This is a genomic window from Streptomyces sp. NBC_00223 (assembly GCF_036199905.1).
Lineage (GTDB): Bacteria > Actinomycetota > Actinomycetes > Streptomycetales > Streptomycetaceae > Actinacidiphila.
On record NZ_CP108109.1, the window covers coordinates 6,978,354 to 6,994,359 of the forward strand.

10 protein-coding genes and 2 pseudogenes are annotated in these 16,006 nt (G+C 73.1%); 10 read left to right on the forward strand and 2 right to left on the reverse strand.

All coding sequences use genetic code 11. The annotated features are described in order from the left end of the window. The first annotated feature begins 4 nt into the window (after window positions 1–4). The 4 genes from OHA30_RS29815 to OHA30_RS29830 are packed head-to-tail and all read left to right on the forward strand — an operon-like array spanning window position 5 to window position 5,427. A complete protein-coding gene (locus OHA30_RS29815) occupies window positions 5–1,108 on the forward strand; it encodes an ABC transporter permease (protein WP_328916975.1) in 1,104 nt (367 codons plus the stop codon). Continuing rightward, the gene (locus OHA30_RS29820; protein ID WP_328916976.1) at window positions 1,108–2,400 is read left to right on the forward strand and encodes an ABC transporter permease; all 1,293 of its coding nucleotides are present in this window, start codon (window positions 1,108–1,110) and stop codon (window positions 2,398–2,400) included. The genes OHA30_RS29815 and OHA30_RS29820 overlap by 1 nt, the downstream gene beginning before the upstream one ends. Continuing rightward, on the forward strand, window positions 2,393–4,162 hold the full coding sequence (locus OHA30_RS29825; RefSeq protein ID WP_328916977.1) for an ABC transporter ATP-binding protein: 1,770 nt from the start codon (window positions 2,393–2,395) through the stop codon (window positions 4,160–4,162). Before OHA30_RS29820 ends, OHA30_RS29825 begins: the two co-directional genes overlap by 8 nt. Continuing rightward, on the forward strand, window positions 4,159–5,427 hold the full coding sequence (locus OHA30_RS29830; RefSeq protein ID WP_328916978.1) for a dipeptidase: 1,269 nt from the start codon (window positions 4,159–4,161) through the stop codon (window positions 5,425–5,427). The genes OHA30_RS29825 and OHA30_RS29830 overlap by 4 nt, the downstream gene beginning before the upstream one ends. Before the next feature lie 878 nt (window positions 5,428–6,305). Here the strand turns inward: OHA30_RS29830 and OHA30_RS29835 are convergent. Beyond that, window positions 6,306–7,757, reverse strand: a complete 1,452-nt coding sequence (locus tag OHA30_RS29835; RefSeq protein ID WP_328916979.1) for an aminotransferase-like domain-containing protein — start codon at window positions 7,755–7,757, stop codon at window positions 6,306–6,308. Here OHA30_RS29835 and OHA30_RS29840 point away from each other — a divergent pair. From OHA30_RS29840 to OHA30_RS29855, 4 genes and pseudogenes are all read left to right on the forward strand, one after another. Then, on the forward strand, window positions 7,756–8,652 hold the full coding sequence (locus OHA30_RS29840; RefSeq protein ID WP_328916980.1) for a DMT family transporter: 897 nt from the start codon (window positions 7,756–7,758) through the stop codon (window positions 8,650–8,652). The genes OHA30_RS29835 and OHA30_RS29840 overlap by 2 nt on opposite strands. Window positions 8,653–8,807: 155 nt before the next feature. Next, on the forward strand, window positions 8,808–9,479 hold the full coding sequence (locus tag OHA30_RS29845; RefSeq protein WP_328918048.1) for a PadR family transcriptional regulator: 672 nt from the start codon (window positions 8,808–8,810) through the stop codon (window positions 9,477–9,479). 267 nt (window positions 9,480–9,746) lie between these two features. Next, window positions 9,747–10,715, forward strand: a pseudogene (locus OHA30_RS29850) (ATP-binding cassette domain-containing protein); the annotation flags it as partial. Between the two features lie 308 nt (window positions 10,716–11,023). Beyond that, complete coding sequence (locus OHA30_RS29855) at window positions 11,024–11,770, forward strand: ABC transporter permease (RefSeq protein WP_405786034.1); 747 nt, start codon at window positions 11,024–11,026, stop codon at window positions 11,768–11,770. 175 nt (window positions 11,771–11,945) lie between these two features. Here OHA30_RS29855 and OHA30_RS29860 read toward each other — a convergent pair whose 3' ends face one another. Further along, window positions 11,946–12,785, reverse strand: coding sequence for a siderophore-interacting protein (locus OHA30_RS29860; protein ID WP_328916981.1), 840 nt, complete (start codon window positions 12,783–12,785; stop codon window positions 11,946–11,948). A gap of 376 nt (window positions 12,786–13,161) precedes the next feature. On the opposite strand from OHA30_RS29860, the gene OHA30_RS29865 reads away from it, so the two are divergent. Both OHA30_RS29865 and OHA30_RS29870 read left to right on the forward strand, forming a co-directional pair. Next, complete coding sequence (locus tag OHA30_RS29865; RefSeq protein WP_328918050.1) at window positions 13,162–14,925, forward strand: cellulase family glycosylhydrolase; 1,764 nt, start codon at window positions 13,162–13,164, stop codon at window positions 14,923–14,925. A gap of 521 nt (window positions 14,926–15,446) precedes the next feature. Next, window positions 15,447–15,968 (forward strand): annotated as a pseudogene (locus OHA30_RS29870) (RNA polymerase sigma factor); the annotation flags it as partial. Between the last annotated feature and the right edge of the window lie 38 nt (window positions 15,969–16,006).

Genomic DNA, 16,006 nt, shown 5'->3' on the forward strand with positions numbered 1-16,006 from the left:
CAACGTGACAGCACTGGTCGACATCGACCCGCCCGAGGACACCGCGCAGCCGCCGGCCGCCGCGGGCCGGGCCGGGCGGCTGCTGGGCAGCGGACTCGTCCGCTACCTCGCCATACGCTTCGTGCTGATCTTCCCCACCGTGTTCGTCCTGGTCAGCATCGTCTTCTTTCTGATGCGGGCCACCGGGGACCCGATCAGCACCGCGTTCGGCGACCGGCTCACCCCGGACCAGCTGCACGCCAAACTCCACCAGGCCGGATACGACCGCCCGCTGCTCACCCAGTACCTGGAATACCTCCGCTCGGTCGCCACCGGGAACTTCGGCCGTACCGCCACCGACAACCAGGCCGTCTCCCAGGTGCTGCGCACCTACGGCGCCGCGACCCTCGAACTGGCCGGGTACGCGCTGCTGGTGGCCTTCGCACTCGGCCTGCCGCTGGGCATGGTCGCCGCCCGCTACCGGGACCGGGCGCCCGACGCCGTACTGCGGCTGCTGGCGATCCTCGGCTACGCCATGCCGGTGTTCTTCGTCGGACTGCTGCTCAAACTCGTCTTCGCGATCTGGCTCGGCTGGCTGCCCGTCTCCGGCCGGGCCGGGACCGAGGTGCAGCTCGAACTCCAGAACCAGATCAGCACCACCGGCATCTACCTGGTCGACGCCCTGCGCAGCGGTGACGGCTCGGCGGTCGCCGACGTGCTGCGGCACGCCGTGCTGCCCGGCCTGGCCCTCGGGCTGCTGGTCGCCGGGGTGCTGCTGCGCCTGGTCCGCGCCAACCTCACCGGCACGCTCTCCGCGGACTACGTCGACGCCGCCCGCTCCCGGGGAGTACGGCCCTTCCGGCTGATCAGCCGGCACGCGCTCAAACCGGCGCTGATCCCGATCGTCACCGTGCTCGGCCTCCAGATCGCCGGGCTGCTCGGCGGGGCGGTGCTCACCGAGACCACCTTCGAGTGGAAGGGACTCGGCTGGGAGCTGGCCCACTATCTGACCGTACGGGACTTCGCCGCCGTGCAGGGCATCGTCGCCCTCTTCGCGGTCGTCGTCGCGGTCACCAACTTCCTGGTCGACGTCGTCGCCGCGCTGCTCGACCCCCGGGTGAGGTACTGATGGCCGCCACGCTCCCGACCCGCGGCCCACGCCGTGACACCCGCCGCCACCCGTTCCGGATCGCGCTGCCCGGGCGGCTGCGCGGCAGCGTCGGACTCCAGCGGGGCATGCTGCTCACCGGCGCCGCGCTGACCGCGCTCTTTCTGCTCGCCGCGCTGTTCGCCCCCCTGCTCGCGCCTTACGGATACGCCCAGTTGCAGTCAGGCGGTGTGCTCTTCGGCTCGCAGCAGGGTCCCGGCCACGGCCATCCGCTGGGCACCACCATCGCCGGTTACGACGTCCTGTCGCGCACGCTGTGGGGGACCAGGACCGCGCTGGGCATCATCGTGGCCGCGCTGGTCCTGTCGGTCTTCGCCGGGGTGCTGCTCGGCCTGGTCTCCGGCTACTTCGGCGGCTGGCCGGACCGGCTGCTGGTCGGGCTGGCCGACGCCATGTACGCGTTCCCCTCCCTGCTGCTGGCGATCATCATGTCGATCGTCATCAGCGGCGGCCAGTCCAGTCTGTACGGCGGGCTGGGCGCGGCGGCCTGTTCGGTGGCCGTGGCGTTCGTACCCCAGTACTTCCGGGTGGTGCGCTCCGAGGTGATCCGGGTGAAGGCCGAGCCGTTCGTGGAGGCCGCCCGGGTCATCGGCGCCGGGCGGTGGCGGATCATGGTCCGGCACGTACTGCGCAACTCGGTGCGGACGCTGCCGCTGATCCTCACCATCAACGCCTCCGAGTCGATCCTGACCCTGGCCGGGCTCGGCTTCCTCGGCTTCGGCATCGAGCCCAACTCGGCGGCGGAGTGGGGCTACGACCTCAACCGGTCGGTCGCCGACGTCACGTCGGGGATCTGGTGGACGGCGCTGGCACCGGGCATCGCGATGGTGCTGACCGTGCTGGGGATCACGCTGCTGGGCGAGAGCCTGAACGATCTGGCGGACCCGAGGCTGCGCAGACGGCGGGACGCGGGGGCGGACGCCGGAGGGGACGCCGGTGGGGACGCCGGTGGGGACGAGGCGTCCGCCGGGGAGCGGGCCGCGGCCGGTGAGGGGCCGGCGGGCGGGACCGCGGACGCCGTCGGGGTCGGGGTCCGCGGCGGGGACGCACCGGCCGGGTTCTCCACCACGGTTTCTGTCGTGGCAGGGCCGCCGGGCGCGGGCGCCGCGGGCGGGGAATCCGGTGCGGCCGGGCCGACCGGCGCGGCGGGCGGGCCTTCGGGGGACGTGCTGTCTGGTGCCGACGCGGGGGCAACGCCCGGTGCCCTGCCGTCGACCGATCTGCCGAGCAAGGGAGGCACGTCCGATGAGTGAGCTGCTGCGGATCGAGGACCTGCGGGTCTCGTTCGCCACCGACGCGGGCCGGGCGAGCGCCGTCAGCGGGGTCGACCTCACGGTGGCCGAGGGCGAAGTGCTCGCGCTGGTCGGCGAGAGCGGCAGCGGCAAGACGGTGACGGCCAGGGCCGTACTCGGGCTGCTGCCCTCCACCGCGACCGCCACCGGACGGGTCCTGCTCGGCGGCGCCGACGGCGTACCGCCCGAGGACGTACTGACCGCGACACCGGCCCGGCTGCGCGCGCTGCGCGGTTCGCACGCCGCCATGGTCTTCCAGGAGCCGTCCACCGCCCTGAACCCCGTCTTCACCATCGGCTGGCAGCTCGCCGAGGGACTGCGGGCGCACGCCCAGGGCACCCGGGCCTCCCGGCGGGCCGCGGCGGTCGACCTGCTCGGCAAGGTCGGCATCCCCGACCCGGCCACCCGGGTCGACCACTATCCGCACCAGCTCTCCGGCGGGCAGAAGCAGCGGGCCGTCATCGCGATGGCGCTGGCGCTCGGCACCCGGCTGATCGTCGCGGACGAGCCGACGACCGCGCTGGACGTCACCGTGCAGGCCGAGATCCTCGACCTGCTGCACCGCTGCCGTACCGACTTCGGCACCGCGATCCTGCTGATCACCCACAACATGGGGGTCGTCGCCGACCTCGCCGACCGGGTGGCGGTCATGCGGTCCGGCCGGATCGTGGAAGAGGCGCCGGTCCGTACGCTCTTCGCCGCGCCCGAGCACCCGTACACCCGCGAACTGCTCGCCGCCGTACCGGACTTCGGGTCCGGACGGACGAGGGGAGCGGGGCCGGCCGGGGAGCGGACGGGGGAGCCGGCCGCTGCCGGGCGCGAGCCGGTCGTGGCCGCGGAGGGGCTGGTCGTGGACTTTCCCGGGCGGCTGGGGAGCCGGCCGTTCCGGGCCGTGGACGGGGTGAGCTTCACGATCGCGGCGGGCGAGGTGCTGGGCCTGGTCGGCGAGAGCGGTTCGGGGAAGACCACGATCAGCCGGGCGGTGGCCGGGCTCACGGCGGTCAGCGGCGGCACGCTGACCGTGCTCGGCGAGCGGCTGCCGGTACGCCGGGGCGGGCGCCGGGCCACGCTCGGCAGCCGGGCCGGGCAGATCGGCTTCGTCTTCCAGGACCCGGCGACGAGCTTCAACCCGCTGATGACGGTGGGCGATTGCGTCGCCGAGCCCTTCCATGTCCACCGCGCGGAGCTGGGCCGCCAGGAGATCCGCGAGCGGGTCGGCGCGCTGCTGGAGTCCGTCCATCTCCCGCGCGCGTACGCCGACCGCTACCCGCACGAACTCAGCGGCGGCCAGCGGCAGCGGGCGAGCCTGGCCCGCGCGCTCGCCCTGCGGCCCCGGCTGCTGATCGCCGACGAGCCGACCTCCGCGCTCGATGTCTCCGTACAGGCCACCGTGCTGGACCTTTTCGCCGAACTCCAGGCGGAGTTGGGGTTCGCCGCGCTCTTCGTCAGCCATGACCTCGCGGTCGTCGAGCAGGTCGCGGACCGGGTGGCCGTACTGCACCGGGGGCGGCTGGTCGAGTCCGGTACGGCGGCGCAGGTGCTGGGGGAGCCGAGGGAGGAGTACACGCGGCGGCTGATCGCCTCGCTGCCCGTACCCGATCCCGTACGGCAGGCCCGCAGACGGGCGGAGCCGACCGTGATGCCGGGGGTCTCCGCGGCTTCCGGCGGACCGACGCCGCCCGGGACCATCACGCTTCAGCCGACCGGGGAGACACCGCGATGACGACCGAGACCGTTCACGCACACGCACACGGACACGCACACGCCGAGCTGGTGGCGGAGGTCCTGCGGGACACGCCGGTGTTCGACGGGCACAACGACCTGCCGGTCGCGCTGCGGGCCCGCTACGGCTCCAGCGTCAAGGGACTGGACGAGGGCCGGCCCGACCTGCACACCGACATCCCGCGGCTGCGGGCCGGCGGGGTCGGGGCGCAGTTCTGGTCGGTGTACGTGGCGTCGAGCCTGCCGGAGCCCGCGGCGGCCGTCGCCACGCTGGAACAGATCGACGCGGTCTACCGGCTCGTCGCCCGCTACCCCGACGACCTGCGGATCGCCTACACCGCCGACGACGTCGAACGCGCCTTCGCCGACGGCCGGATCGCCTCGCTGCTGGGGATCGAGGGAGGGCACAGCCTGGCCGGTTCGCCCGCCGTACTGCGGGCCTTCGCGCGGCTGGGCGTCCGTTACGTCACGCTCACCCACAACGACAACACCGGCTGGGCGGACTCCGCCACGGACGCTCCGGCGGTCGGCGGCCTCAACGACACCGGGCGGGCGTTCGTCGCCGAACTCAACCGGCTCGGCGTCCTGGTGGACCTCTCGCACGTCGCCGAGTCCACTCAGCTCGACGCGCTCGCGGTGTCCACGGCGCCGGTCATTTTCAGTCACTCCTCCACGCGGGCGGTGGCCGACCATCCGCGCAATGTCTCCGACGTCGTGCTCGAACTGCTCCGGGACAACGGGGGCGTGCTCCAACTCACCTTCGTCCCGGCCTTCGTCTCCGCGGAGGTCGCCGAGTGGGGAGCGGCGCTCGCCGCGGAGCGGGCCCGGCTGGAACTGCCGGCCACCGCCTGGACATGGCCGCGGTCGCCGGGGGCGGGGGAGCGGGCGGAGGACGTGGCCGCGGAGTTCGCGCCGAAGATCGCCGCGCTGCGGGCCGGGCCGCAGGACGCCCGGCTGCGCCGCTGGCTCGACGCGCACCCGCGCCCGGAGGCCACGCTCGCGCAGGTCGCCGACCACATCGAGCACGCCCGCGAGGTCGCGGGCGTCGACCACATCGGCCTCGGCGGCGACTACGACGGCATCGACCGCCAGCCCACGGGCCTGTCCGACGTAACGGGATACCCCTACCTGCTCGGTGAGTTGGCCTCGCGCGGCTGGTCCGCGGCGGAACTCGCCAAGCTGACCGGCCGCAACGTCCTCCGCGTCCTCCGCACCGCCGACCACACGGCCCCCTCGCCCCTGTGGCCCACGACGCCACTGCGCTGAGCCCGGTCGGGGCGCCCAAGTCCCCTGGCGGCGGACCGTGTTCGAGGGCCCGGACGGCCCGACGACTGCTGCCAGTTGACGGCCGGCCCCGGCCTTGTCGCGCGCCGCGCCGCCGGGTTCGCTGGGCGTGCCGGCCCGGGGTCAGGGCCAATGACGGCCGCTTGGTCGGCCGTCCGTTCGCGCCTGATTCCAGGCGCCCGCCCGCTCGGTCGCCTGAGCGGGCCGGTGGCTCGGCAGCCGAGGCGCAGAACGGTTTCTCGGATTGGCCGCGCACGGCGCCGGGTTGCGGGCGCGCCGCGCCGGTGACCGGTGCGCATGACGGCCGGCTTCGCCGCGCGCGATTCGGGGCCGTGTCGGCCCGGGTCGGCCGCGTGCGTGGGTATTGCGGCCTGAGCCGGGGGACGGGCGCTGCCCATGAAGGCCGAACTCGTTGATCTCCCGCCCGAGTGCGCCGCGCGCCCCCGCCGGGTTCGAGGTGAGCGCAGGCATGGCGGCCCATGGGGCTGACGGGCGGCGCGGATGACTGTTGAGCCCAGGTGACGTCCCGGCCCGGGTCGGCCGAGTGCGTCGGCCCTGCGGCCCGGGATGTCGGCCGAGTCTGGTTCACCGCTCGCTGCGCGTCGGCCCGGGTCGGGCACACGGTCGGTTCGGGCGGGATGGCCAGGCAGCGTACGGAACGGCCAAGTTCGTTGACGTCAGGCCCCGCGTGCCGCGCGCGTGTCTTCGGTCCGGGTTGGTTGTCCGCCGCTTTCGGTCGAGGCGTGCGGGCGGGGGAGTTCGGGGGCGGGATCGGTGCGGGCGGCCGCCGCTTGATGGCCGGGCTGTCCGGGGATGTCGCCGAGCGTCGTGGGGGCGCGCTGGTGCCTGCCGGCGGGTGGCTAGGAGCCCGCGGGGGTCCGTAGGGACGGGAGTGCTTCGGCGAGGCGGTGTACGGCCTCCTCCAACTGGGTCGTGCCCGGCGTCGCGGCATAGCTCAGGCGGAGGTGGGGGGCCGGGGGCTCGGCGGGGAAGTAGGGGGCGCCGGCCGTGACCGCCACGCCCCGGCTCAGGGCGTTCGCGACGACGGCGGGCTCGTCCGTGCCGTCGGGCAGCCGTAGCCACACGTGGTACCCGCCGAGTGGCGGCCGACGCGGGAGGAGCGTCGGCAGCGTGCCGCCCAGCGCGGCGAGCAGGGCGGTCCTGCGGTCCCGCAGCGCTCCCGCGAGCGCCCGCAGATGGCTCGCCCAGGCGGGCGAGCCGACCAGTTCGAGCGTGGTCTCCTGGAGCGGGCGGGGGACGAAGAAGCTGTCGACGACCTGGATCGCCCGCAACCGTTCCAGCACCGGGCCGCGCGCGGACAGCGCTCCGACCCGCAGGCTCGGCGAGGCCGCCTTGGTCAGCGAGCGGACATGGACGACGACGCCGTCCGGATCGTCGGCGGCCAGCGGGAGCGGCAGGGGCGGGGCGTCGGCGTGCGCGAGCCGGCGGGCGAAGTCGTCCTCGACCACGAAGGCGCCCGCCGCCCGGGCGATCCCGAGCACGGCCGTACGCCGCTGCGGCGACAGCACCGTCCCCGTGGGGTTGTGGAAGAGCGGCTGGCAGACGAACACCCGGGCCCGGGTGGCCTCGAACGCCTCGGCCAGCAGATCGGTACGCACCCCGTCGGCGTCGACCGGCACCGGGACGGGCCGCAACCCGGCGGCGCGGGCGGCGGCGAGCAGGCCGGGGTAGGTGGGGGACTCGACCAGGACCGGCGAGCCCGGGGCGGCCAGCGCCCGCAGCGCGGTGGTGAGGGCGCTCTGACCCCCGGCGGTGACCAGGACGTCCGAGGCGCTGAGCGAGCCACCCGGCCCGCCGATGTCGCGGGCGAACCAGTCCCGCAGCTCGGTCAGCCCCTCCACCGGGGGACGGGACCAGGTGCCGGGCCTGCGCCCGGCCCGGGCCAGCGCGGCGGCCAGCGCCCGTTCCGGCCGGAGACCCGCGTGCGGATAGCCGCCGTTGAGGTCGATGACCTCGGGCGGCGGTGTGGTGAGCGCGGCCAGCACCGCCGCGGCGCCCCCACCGACACTGCCGCGCGGCGACCCGGCGCTCAGGGCTACCTCCTGCCAGGAGACGTCGCCGACCGCGCCCGCCGCCCGACGCGCGCCGGCCTTGAAGACCCCGGCGCCGGGGCGGGAGGTGACGAGCCCTTCGGCGGTGAGGGTCGCGATCGCCCGGGAGACCGTCACGGGACTGACCTGGTACCGCGTCACCAGCACCCTGCTGGAGGGCAGCTTCTCACCATTGGAGTAGCGGCTCAGCTCATTCCGCAAGCTCGCGGCCAGTTGAGCCACACTGCTACCGTCATTCATGACGACACACGATAGCAATACTCCCACTTCGGCGATAGCGGTCGGCAGCGGCACCGCCCTGGCCGCCCTCGGCGTCGTGGCCTTCTCCTTCAGCTTCCCGGCCACCGTGTGGGCCCTGGACGGCTTCGGCCCGTGGACGGCGACCGGCGTACGCGGTCTGCTGGCCGGACTGCTCGCCGCTGCCTGCCTGTTGGGGGCCCGGGTGCCGGTGCCCGGGCGCCGGCACTGGCCCGGCCTGCTCACGGTCGCCGGCGGCTGCGTCGTCGGCTTCCCGCTGCTGACCACGCTCGCCCTGCGGACCTCGACCACCGCGCACTCGGCCGTCGTCATCGGCGTACTGCCGCTGGCCACCGCCACCGTCTCGGCCGCCCTGACCGGCCGGCGCCCCTCGCGTATGTTCTGGACGGCCGCAGTCCTCGGCGCCCTCGCCGTCGCCGCCTTCACCCTCCAGCAGAGCCACGGTCGGCCGACGCTCGGCGACGCGTACCTCCTCGGCGCCCTGCTGGTGTGCGCCGCCGGATACGCCCAGGGCGGCCGCCTCGCCTCCCACCTGCCCGGCTGGCAGGTCATCGCCTGGGGAGTCGTCGCCGCGCTGCCGGTGTCCGTCCTGGTCACGGCCCTGTCCCTGCCCTGGGAGCCGGTGCATCCGACCGCGAAGGCGGTCGTCGGCATGGTCTACGTCGCCGCGGTGTCCCAGTTCGGCGGCTTCGTCGTCTGGTACCGGGGAATGGCCGCGATCGGGGTGCCCAGGGCGAGTCAGATCCAGCTCGCGCAGCCGCTGATCACCCTGGTGTGGTCGGTGCTGCTCATGGGCGAACGGCTCCCGCCCCTCGCCGCCGTCACCGCCGTGGTCGTCCTCGCCTGCGTCGCGGCCACCCAGCGCGCCCGCGACTGAGGTCGGCGGCCGGGGTAAATTCGCGATACATCGCGGTTGATGTCGCGTCGTACACGCGATATGCTCGGCCACGGATATACGGAGACGAGCGGAGCTTGGAGGTGAGTCCGGCGGCGAAGCGGCGCAAGCTCTCCAACCCGCTGGCCCTCGCGGTCATGGTGTTCCTCGGCGAACGCCCGATGCACCCGTACGAGATCGCCCGGATGCTGCGGCAGCGCGGCAAGGAACACAGCATCAAGATCAACTACGGCTCCCTCTACACCGTCGTCCAGAACCTGGAGAAGTACGGCTTCGTCGAGGTCGCCGGTGTGCAGCGGCTGGGCAACCGGCCCGAGCGGACGCTCTACGGGCTCACCGAGGACGGCCGCACCGAGACGCACGACTGGCTGGCCGACCTCGTGGCCGTACCGGTCAGGGAGTACCCGGCGTTCGAGTCGGCGCTCTCGCTGATCATGGCCCTGCACCCGGACGAAGCGGCCGAACTGCTCGCCGAACGCCTCTCCGCGCTGGAGCTGCAACTGGCCGGCACGCAGGGTGTACTGGCCCGGCTGGAGGGCGAGTTGCCGCGGATCTTCCTGGTGGAGACCGAGTATCAGCGGCACATGCTCGAAGCGCAGATCGGCTGGCTGCGCGGGATGATCAAGGAGTTCGCGGCCGGCACGGTGACCGGCACCGCCGAGTGGCGCAGTTGGTACGAGACCGGTGGCGTACCCGAGCGGTGGGCGGAGCTGGAGGGGGAGTTCCGCGGCCCCGACCCGGCCGGGGAAGCGGCCGGCGCCGGGGGGCCGGCGGGGACGTCCCCGGAGGCGCGCGGAAAGAACCACTGAGCGTTGGGCCCGGCGGCCGGGCACCCGTAGCAGGGACTCCGGAGCACCGGAGCCATTGAAGGCCCGGCGCACCGAAGAAGACGAAGAGACCGAAACCCCCGGCGCCCGCTGCGGCAACAGCGGACGCCGGTACACGAACCACCGAACCCGGACACCCGCGGACAGCGGACGCCAGGCGATCGAGGTGCGGCACACCCACGATATCCCGGCTCCTCCCGAGGGCCGCTCCGGCGAACAGGCAACCCCTGACGCGGAGGACTCCCCACCATGACCACCCACGCGCACGCCGTGGAGGCGCGCGACCTGATCAAGACCTACCCCGGCGGGGTGAAAGCCCTGGACGGTCTGGGCGTCACCGTCGCCCCCGGCACCGTCTTCGGCCTGCTCGGACCCAACGGCGCCGGCAAGTCGACCACCGTCAAGATCCTCACCACCCTGGCCCGCCCGGACTCCGGCACCGCCCTGGTCGCCGGGCACGACGCGCTGCGCCACCCCGACCGGGTCCGCCGCGCGATCGGCGTCGTCGCCCAGAAGTCCGGCGCCGACCCGGTCGCCACCGGCCGCGAGAACCTGCTGCTCCAGGGGAGGTTGTACGGCATGCGCGGCGCCGCGCTCGGAGCGCGCGCCGACGAACTGCTGGCCCGTTTCGACCTGTCCGAGGCCGGCGGCCGCATGGTCAGGACGTACTCCGGCGGTATGCAGCGGCGGCTGGACGTGGCGCTCGGCCTGGTCCACCGCCCGCAGGTGCTCTTCCTCGACGAGCCGACCACCGGCCTCGACCCGGAGGCGCGCAGCGCGATGTGGGAGGAGATCTCCCGGCTGACCGGGGACGAGGGCCTGACGATCCTGCTCACGACCCACTATCTGGAAGAAGCCGACCGCCTCGCCGAGCGGATCGCGATCGTCGACCGGGGCCGGGTCGTCGCCGAGGGCACCCCGGACGAACTCAAGGGCGAACTGCACGGCGACGCCGTCCATGTGGAGCTGCGCGAGACGCCCGGGCAGGTCGACGCCCAACTGCTGCGGGCGGCGCTGGACGCGTTCGCGGGCGTGCGCGAGGTGGTGGTCGACGGCCGCAGGCTCAGTGCCCGCGCCGACGACGGGCCCGCCGCCGTACCGAGGGTGCTGGCCGCGCTGGAACGGGAGGGCGCGGTAGTGGCCTCGGTGACCGTGGCCCGGCCGTCGCTCGACGACGTGTATCTGCGGTACGCGGGCCGCCGTTTCTCGGAGGCGGACGTCGTGGGACCGGTTGACGCGGGACCCGGCGGCGGAGGCCCGGGCGGCGGGGGAGCGGGCGACAGCGGTACGGCGGGCGGGGGCAGGTCCACCGCGTCCGGTACGTCCACCGGGGCCGGCGTGTCCGGTACGTCCGCCGAGTCCGCCGCTTCCGCGCAGACCCCCGCGCCCGCCGTGGGCACCTCCTCGCCCGCCGAGCCCGCGCACACCGCTGGAGACGTCCGATGACCGCCACCTCCGCCGCCGCCACTACCGCTCCGGCCCGCACCCCGCATCCGGTGACCGAAACCCTCAGCCAGACCTGGTACATGACCCAGCGTCAGCTGATGGCGATCCTGCGCCAGCCCGCCTTTCTGGCCATCACCCTCGTCCAGCCGGTGATCTGGCTCTACCTCTTCGGCTCGCTCTTCCGCAAGGTGGTCGAACTGCCCGGCTTCGGCGCCGGCTCCTATCTGGACTACCTGGTGCCCGGCGTGGTCGTGATGAGCGCGCTGTCCTCCAGCATGTGGGCGGGCATGGGCACGCTGGAAGAAATCGAACGCGGAACTCTTAACCGTTTTCTGACCACCCCGGTCAGCCGTGCGGCCCTGATGAACGCCAATGTCATCCAGCAGGGCATCAGCACGGCCGTGCAGTCCGTGGTCATCATCCTGCTCGGCGAACTCGGCGGCGCGGACTACCCCGGCGGCGCGGCCGGCCTGCTGATTCTGCTGGTCGGATCGGTTCTGCTCGGTACGGTCTTCGGTGCCTTCTCCAACGCGCTCGGCATGCTGGTCCGGCGGCGCGAAAGCATCATCGGCATCAACAGCTTCCTGCTGCTGCCGCTGACCTTTCTTTCCTCGGCTTTCATGGCCCCCGGCCTGATGCCGAGCTGGATGCGGCACGTCTCCGCCTTCAATCCCGTCAACTGGGCACTGGTCGCGGGCCGTTCGGCGATGTCCGCCGACCCGCACTGGGGCGAGGTGCTCGGCCGGGGCGGCGCGCTGCTCGCCCTCGCGCTGGCGGCGGTGTGGCTGTCCACCCGTACGTTCCGCTCTTATCAGAAGTCGGTCTGACGCGGCGTCAAGTCCCTGACGTCCGACCCCTGTTCATGAGCTGACTCAGCGTCACCATCCGGCGGCAGGACCCGTACGCGTACGGCGGTCGTCGGGCGGGCGATCGACCCGATGACCGGGCCGGTGACCCGATGACCGGGCCCGTACGTTCCACGCGGACGTACGGGCCCGTCGGTCAGGCGGACTCCTGCTCGCGTTCCACCTGGGCGTTCCACTCGCGCTTCGAGGACTGCCAGCCGTCCTCGTCGGCGCCGCGCCGCCAGTAGCCGGAGACGGACAGCCGCTCGCGCGGGACCTGGTGGTCCACCCTCAGCAGCCGGCGCAGCTCCTTCACGAAGTGCGCCTCGCCGTGCACGAACGCCTGCGGGTCGCCCGGCGGGAACTCCAGCGCGGTCACCGCCTCGACCAGCGCCTCGCCGACCGGCCGGTCGCCGCGGTGCAGCCAGACGATCTCCGCGTCGCCGGGGGAGAGCAGCTTCTGCTCCTCCTCGGGCCCGGCGACCTCGACGAAGACCTTCGCGGGCGCGCCCGGCGGCAGTTGCTCCAGGGCCGCGGCGAGGGCGGGCAGCGCGCTCTCGTCGCCGGCCAGCAGATGCCAGTCGGCGGCCGGGTCGGGGGCGTAGCCGCCGCCGGGGCCCATGAAGTGGATGCCCTCGCCGGGCGTCACGCCGGCCGCCCACGGTCCGGCCAGGCCCTCGTCGCCGTGGTGGACGAAGTCCACGGTCATCTCGCGGGTCGCGGCGTCCCAGGCCCGTACGGTGTACGTCCTCGTACGCGGCCACTGCTCGCGCGGCAGGTCGCGGCGGATCGCCTCGACGTCCAGCGGTTCGGGGTAGGTCACGCCCTCGGGCGGGAAGACCAGCTTGACGTAGTGGTCGGTGTACGCGCCGATCTCCAGCTCCGCGGCCGGGTCCACGGCGAGGACGACCCGGATCATGTGCGGGGTCAGCCGTTCGGTACGGGTCACGGTGGCGTGCTTGGGCGTCGGAGTCCTGCGCTGGGGTCGGTCGGCCATGTGGTTCCCGTTCGTCGGGGCGGAGCGGCGGGCGGCCGCCCGCACATCGTACTTAGGCAAGCCTAACCGACGCCGTCGGTCCGCCCCGGGTGCCGCGCGGTCCTGACCGCCCCGGCCGGTCGCCGGGGGTGCGCGAGGGCGGCGGAGGCAACTCGCTTGGTGACGCTGCGTGTTGGACGCGGCCCCGATTATCGGCGAAGTTGACGTTTCCTCTTGACGCGCTCCACCTTCATCGCTTCCATACATTGAAGCATGGGAGCGCTCCCACACGGCTCCCGGCAACTTGTTCTGCCACGAACTGAAGCGTTCCATCCCCCCACCGAGAGGAATCGCGACCGTGGTCCCCTTTTCGGGCTCGCTGAGCCCCCTGAGAAATATGAGTCGGCTGCGGGTGATTCTGGCCGCGGCGATCGCCGCGGCGCTGCTCGTCGCGCTCTCCCTGGCCGGGCAGTCCCGTCCGGCGGCGGCCGCGACCCCGGCTGCCAGCGGCGCTGGAACCGGTTACTGGCACACCAGCGGCCGTGACATCCTGGACTCGAACAACCAGGCCGTCCGCATCGCCGGAGTCAACTGGTTCGGCTTCGAGACGTCGAACGAGGCCCCGCACGGCCTCTGGTCGCGCGACTACAAGTCGATGATCGACCAGATGAAGACGCTCGGGTACAACACCATCCGGCTTCCGTACAGCGACGACATCTTCAAGTCGGGCGCCACGGCGAACAGCATCACGTTCTACAACATGAACCAGGACCTTCAGGGCCTCAGCCCCCTCCAGGTCATGGACAAGATCGTCAACTACGCCGGGTCCGTCGGCCTGCGGGTCATCCTCGACCGGCACCGCCCGGACTCCAGCGGCCAGTCCGCGCTGTGGTACACGTCCTCCGTGCCGGAGACCACCTGGCTGACCAACCTCAAGGCGCTGGCCACCCGTTACCAGGGCAACACCGCGGTCGTCGGCATCGACCTGCACAACGAGCCGCACGACCCGGCCTGCTGGGGCTGCGGCGACACCACGATCGACTGGCGGCTGGCGGCCCAGCGGGCCGGCAACGCGATCCTGGGCATCAACCCGAACCTGCTGATCTTCGTCGAGGGCATCCAGACCGTCAACGGCGTCTCCGGCTGGTGGGGCGGCAACCTGATGGGCGTGGCCCAGTACCCGGTCCAGCTCAGCGTCGCCAACCGGGTCGTCTACTCGGCCCACGACTACGCCACGTCGGTCTCCCAGCAGACCTGGTTCACCGACCCCACCTTCCCGTCGAACATGCCGGCCGTGTGGGACAAGTACTGGGGCTACATCTTCAAGCAGAACATCGCCCCGGTGTGGGTCGGTGAGTTCGGCACCACCCTCCAGGCCACCACCGACCAGCAGTGGCTCAAGGCGCTGGTGAGCTACCTGCTGCCGACCTCCACCAACGGCGGCGACAGCTTCAGCTGGACCTTCTGGTCGTGGAACCCCGACTCCGGTGACACCGGCGGCATCCTGAAGGACGACTGGCAGAGCGTCGACACCGTCAAGGACGGCTACCTGGCCTCCATCAAGGCACCCACCTTCGGCGGCACCGGCTCGACCGGCGGCACCTCCGCGGGCACGACCTCCGGCACCTCCGCGGGCACCTCGGCGGGTACGACCGGCGGCACCTCAGCGGGCACCACGTCCGGTACGACCTCCGGCTCGTCCTCCGGCACCACGGCGGGCACCACGTCCGGTTCGTCCTCCGGCACCACGGCGGGCACCACGTCCGGCTCGTCCTCCGGTACGACCTCCGGCACGTCGGCGGGCACCACCGCCGGTACGACCGGCGGCTCGACCAGCGGCAGCACCGGCGGCACCGGAAGCAAGGGCTGCACCGCCTCCCTGCACATCGACAACCAGTGGGACGCCGGCTTCACGGCCACCGTCACCGTCACCGCCGGTTCCGCCGCCATCAACGGGTGGACCGTCGGGTGGACCTGGCCCGGCAGCCAGCAGGAGACCAGCGGCTGGAACGCGGACATCAAGCAGACCGGCACCTCGGTGACCGCGAAGAACCTGTCCTACAACGGCGCTCTGTCCGCGGCCGGCTCGACCAGCTTCGGCTTCCAGGGCACTGCCTCCGGATCGTTCACGTCGCCCGCACTGACCTGCACCTCTTCCTGACGCACTGAAGCACTGACGCACCACCACTTCCCCAACGGTTCCAGGCCGGCGGGTCCCCTTCGGGGGGCCCGCCGGTTCCCGTTTTCGGGTCCGTCCGCCTCCCGCGTCCGTTTCGCGGGGACGGGCACGGGCCGATCCGCCGACGCGCGACCGTAGCGCCGTACGAAGTCCGCTCGCGCGTGTGCACTGAGCGTCAAGAACTCTGTGAACTCCTCGCCAAAGACGCTGCCGGGACCGCTTCGGCACGCTTTCACCATGCTCGCAACCGCCGCATGGGCCCGGGGGGACGCATGAGAAGGAACTCCCGGGACCGCTGTCCGCCGCCGTGGCCGTACCGGCGCCGCCGACCGTCCTGAACCTTCCGGCCGGGTACCACCCGCCGCGCGCCCGCCGGGGCGCCGCCCGTATCGGTCGACGGCGCCCCCGCGGACCGACCGACACCCTTTTCCCCGCGGATCACCGCGTACCGCCATGTCCGCATGCCCTCAGGAGAGACCACCATGGCGCTCACCGCTGCCCCCATGTCCCCACATGCCCGGACCTGGCCCGACGAAGAGCTCGTCGGAGCCGCGCGGAACGGCGATCCGCGCGCGCTGGCCGCCGTGGCCGAGGCCGCGTACCCCCGGGTGCGGCGGGTCGCGGGCGCGTGGTGCGCCACGCCGGAGGACGCCGAGGACGTCACCCAGGAGACGCTGATGATCCTGTGCCGGAGCATCGGGACGCTGCGCGGCACCGGCGCGCTGGACTCCTGGCTGCTGCGGGTCGCGCGGCGGGAGAGCCTGCGGCACCGGCGTGGCACCGACCGGCACACGGGAGGGGACGACGAAGGCCGGGCCGCCCCCGCTCCCTCGGTGGAGGACGCGGTGCTGCGGCGCCTTGAGGTCGAGCAGGTCGCCGGGGCGATGGGCCGGCTTCCGCGCGACCAGCTCCAGGTGCTGATCATGCGGGACCTGTACGGCAGGCCCGGCCGGGACGTGGCCGGGGCGCTCGGGCTGAGCGAGGCCGCGATGAAGTCCCGTCTGCACCGGGCGCGTTCGTTCGTCCGGGACTCCCTCGACCGGCCGTCGCGCGTCGCCCGGAG